This is a genomic window from Acinetobacter sp. 1294596 (genome assembly GCF_000582925.1).
Lineage (GTDB): Bacteria > Pseudomonadota > Gammaproteobacteria > Pseudomonadales > Moraxellaceae > Acinetobacter > Acinetobacter radioresistens.
The window spans coordinates 1-998 of record NZ_JFCC01000107.1 but is presented as its reverse complement, the minus strand read 5'-3'; the positions used below and the strand labels follow the sequence as shown (position 1 = coordinate 998).

General features: G+C 44.0%; 1 protein-coding gene and 4 tRNA genes. All 5 read right to left on the bottom strand.

Features of this window, described 5'->3' with window-relative positions; all coding sequences use genetic code 11:
• Positions 1–49 precede the first annotated feature (49 nt).
• Positions 50–126 (bottom strand) — tRNA-Asp (locus J502_RS16080).
• A 24-nt stretch (positions 127–150) separates the two neighbouring features.
• Positions 151–226 (bottom strand) — tRNA-Val (locus tag J502_RS16075).
• Positions 227–245: 19 nt separating this feature from the next.
• Positions 246–322: transfer RNA gene (locus tag J502_RS16070), tRNA-Asp, on the bottom strand.
• Between the two features lie 24 nt (positions 323–346).
• Positions 347–422 (bottom strand) — tRNA-Val (locus J502_RS16065).
• A gap of 229 nt (positions 423–651) precedes the next feature.
• A partial coding sequence (locus J502_RS16060) for a L,D-transpeptidase (protein WP_034685219.1) occupies positions 652–998 on the bottom strand: 347 nt, incomplete at its 5' end.

The following is a 998-nucleotide window of genomic DNA, read 5'->3' as shown; positions in this document are numbered from 1 at the left end:
CTGCATTTGCACAATGTCGCTATTGTGGTACAAACTCTGAAATCTTAAGTGGCGCAGCGGACGGGGCTCGAACCCGCGACCCCCGGCGTGACAGGCCGGTATTCTAACCAACTGAACTACCGCTGCACGAAAGATCACAACATAAAGGCTTGGTGGGCGCTGACGGGATCGAACCGCCGACATTCTGCTTGTAAGGCAGACGCTCTACCAACTGAGCTAAGCGCCCTCAATAGGATTTGCATAAATGGCGCAGCGGACGGGGCTCGAACCCGCGACCCCCGGCGTGACAGGCCGGTATTCTAACCAACTGAACTACCGCTGCACGAAAGATCACAACATAAAGGCTTGGTGGGCGCTGACGGGATCGAACCGCCGACATTCTGCTTGTAAGGCAGACGCTCTACCAACTGAGCTAAGCGCCCTTTAGGTCTTCATCGTTTGTGAGGTGCATTATAGAGAATCCTCATCTGGTGTCAAACGCTTTTCTATCTGTTTTCATAAAAATACTTTCGAATGATTAAAAAATAGGTAAATTAAAGGAAAAACAATGTTTTTTGTATTTTATTTAAACATTTCTCTAAAAAATTATAGGTGTTTATACAGACTATTTTTTATTTATATCTGATAAACATAATGTGACTTATGTATTGTTTAAATCAATTCAAGCGGTGTTTCTGAGAGAAAAACTAAAGCCTGCTCGGGGATTAAATCAAAAAGCTCAATGATTTCTTCATTACGCATACGAATACAGCCATGTGACATCGGAATACCCATCGGCTCAGTATCTGGTGTACCATGAATATAAATATAGCGCTGGAAGGTATCTCGCCCTTCTCCCTGATTAAAACCAGGCTCAAGCCCATGTAACCAGAGTATGCGTGTTAGAATCCAGTCTCTTTGTGGGAACTGAGCAGCCAGTTCAGGACTATAAATCTCATCAGTGAACTGACGTGCAATAAACACTGAGTTTTTAGGATATTCCGCCCCAATTTTTTTTT